Source organism: Methanospirillum stamsii, from assembly GCF_003173335.1.
Classification (GTDB): Archaea; Halobacteriota; Methanomicrobia; order Methanomicrobiales; family Methanospirillaceae; genus Methanospirillum; species Methanospirillum stamsii.
Genome location: NZ_QGMZ01000087.1, coordinates 1 through 1,858, shown reverse-complemented (window position 1 = coordinate 1,858; position 1,858 = coordinate 1). Strand labels below are relative to the sequence as shown.

Below are 1,858 nucleotides of genomic sequence, written 5' to 3'. Positions count from 1 at the left end.
ACCTAAGTTTATCGAATTATAACTCACCTTATTGAATTTATTCTCAAAATATTTTCATTCAACCCTTAATTTTCAAAAAAACTACATTTGTGGGCGATAGTATTAATTACATGCAAGTTATAATTATAACTTACATGCATATTAAACGTATCAAAAAGGGAAATGCAGTATATCTTGCAGAATATGAAACCTACAGAGAGGGCAAAAAAATAAAAACAAAGTTCATTCGGTACCTCGGAAAAGAAAGCGATGAAAAGAATATTCCATTGCCCAAGAAGTCAGCCCATATTCAAACCCCAATATATCCTGAACATTCTAAACGAGCAGGAGATGTGACGCTGTTTTGGCATATTGCTGAAAATATGCTAAATATGCCAAAAATTATTGATTCGATCTGTTGTGGTGATGGATACATTGATGGGAAATCCCCCGGAAAGATATTGACTGCATGGGCAATCAGTAAAGCATTGGATCCAATAAGTGCAACTAACCTCGGGGAATGGGTAACAAGCAGTGTCATCCCAGATTTATCCGGTCTTCCTGGAGAGTACTTTACTGATAGTGCCTTTTATTCTGCGTTAGATCGAGTCTGTTTTAAAGATACAACCGCTGATGGATATACTGATTTTAGTACACTTATTTGTGATGACCTCTATTTACACTGGAGATTGAATCATCCATTACCAGAAAATCATACCGAAATTCTTGCATATGATCTCACACCAATACTAATTTTTGGAACCGGCTCTGATTTAGGTGAAAAGGGATATAATTCTAAGCATGTTAATAAAAAGCAGATTAATCTCTGTATTTTAGTTTCTAAATTCGATAAGGCACCAGTTTCATATTTTTTATTACCCGGTAATTTTAATTCAATGTCATCAGTCAAGGAATTGCTTGTTCAACTGATAGACATGTCTTTTAAACCAGGTACGTTGATCTGGGACCGGGGGAATACTTCGGAAGATTCGATCCGAGATATTGAAGAATTAGGTTGGAATCTTATTTGTGGAGTTCAAAAAAGCTCTGATGAGGTCATATCGATGATTAGGGAAACCGATGTTTCTGCTCATTTCTCTAATCGTGTGAAATCTACAAGTAAAAGTGCATTATATGCAATGAGGGCTGCGGGCAAATTATTTGGTAGAGAGAATGCCGGAGTTGTGTATGTCAACATTGCAAAACGAATGGAGACTATTGATGCCAGGAATGAACTTTTAATGGAAATAGATGGGGAACTATTAGAGCTAAGTGAAAATTTGGGGGGATTAACAAAATCAAACATCGAGTTGAAGATCTCAGATATTGTTGGAGAATACGGGCAATTTTTTTCCACTCAATTACGAAAACAAGAAAAACAATATTCGTTGAAATGGACACTTGATGAAGAAGCAATACGTCAGGCTGAGGATCTTGATGGGAAATATCTGTTGTATTCTACCGATTCATTGTTGTCAGCATCTGATGTTGTCAAAGAATACGTGGGAAAGGATTTTGTCGAAAAAACATTCAATACGTTGAAATCTCATCTAAAAATCGCTCCGGTAAGACACTGGAAAAATCACCGGATTAGGGCGGTTTTTTTTGTAGCAATGATCGCGTTGTGGTTAAGAGTTGTTTATAATCACGGAATGTGTCAGATAAGTAAAAAAGAGAGGATTTATGAGTTTGATGAGTTACTTAGGCGCTTGAAAAGGGTGGAGTACGTTGAGGTCGAAACAGAGAATCAAAAAAAGGCATACTGGTACCTGAATCTTACGGAAAAAATGGTGGGTCAGCTGAAGAAGATGGGGTTCACAAACTTGTTTCCAGAAATTAGGTTGAGTCATTTGTAAGTTATAAATTCACAAACTTAGGT

General features: G+C 36.4%; 1 protein-coding gene. It reads left to right on the top strand.

Translation table 11 applies throughout. The annotated features are described in order from the left end of the window. Nucleotides 1–134: 134 nt before the first annotated feature. Nucleotides 135–1,835, top strand: a complete 1,701-nt coding sequence (locus tag DLD82_RS18125; protein WP_455324070.1) for an IS1634 family transposase — start codon at nt 135–137, stop codon at nt 1,833–1,835. Nucleotides 1,836–1,858: the final 23 nt, after the last annotated feature.

Excerpts from the sequence above, each read along its gene's own strand:
- DLD82_RS18125 (WP_455324070.1), top strand. The coding sequence starts at position 135 with ATGCATATTAAACGTATCAAAAAGGGAAATGCAGTATATCTTGCAGAA.